This is a genomic window from Seonamhaeicola marinus, from assembly GCF_008085455.1.
The window spans coordinates 1-517 of sequence record NZ_VSDQ01000622.1; the positions used below are offsets into that span (position 1 = coordinate 1).

Consider the following 517-nt stretch of genomic DNA (forward strand, 5'->3'; position numbering starts at 1 on the left):
AATAACAAGAAACACTTATGTATAATGTTCATTCACTAATTCAATAACGCTTTCAACGGTTGGTACTTTAGCTATTCTAATATCTGTAAAATGTTTTTTTGCTTCTTTTGCCGTGGTTTCACCAATACAAAATGCTATTACGTTGTTGCTGTTTTTTTGTTTGAAACTTTGTACTGTTGAAGGGCTGTAAAACATAACACCTTCTACGGTATCATCAAGTTGTGTTGCATCAAATTTGGTTTGATATGCTTCAACTTCATTTACTTTTATGTGATTGTTTTCTAGAATTGTTGGTAAATCATCTAACCTTAAATTACTGCAAAAGTATGTAACTTCGGTGCCTTCAATATATTCCACTAAATAATTAGCCAAAGCTTTGGCGTTTTTTTCAATGTGCTTTACGGTTCCAATTTTATTTTCAATTAAACGTTTTGTACGGCGACCAACACAGTATATGTTTTTAAACTGTAATTCTTCTTTTGAAAAATTGGTTAATAATGCATCAACGGCATTTTTA

The 517-nt window shown here is 30.8% G+C and carries 1 pseudogene (cut by a window edge); it reads right to left on the reverse strand.

The annotated features are described in order from the left end of the window. Positions 1-15: 15 nt before the first annotated feature. Positions 16-517, reverse strand: a pseudogene (gene hemC / locus FUA24_RS10880) (hydroxymethylbilane synthase); it runs 969 nt beyond the window's last position.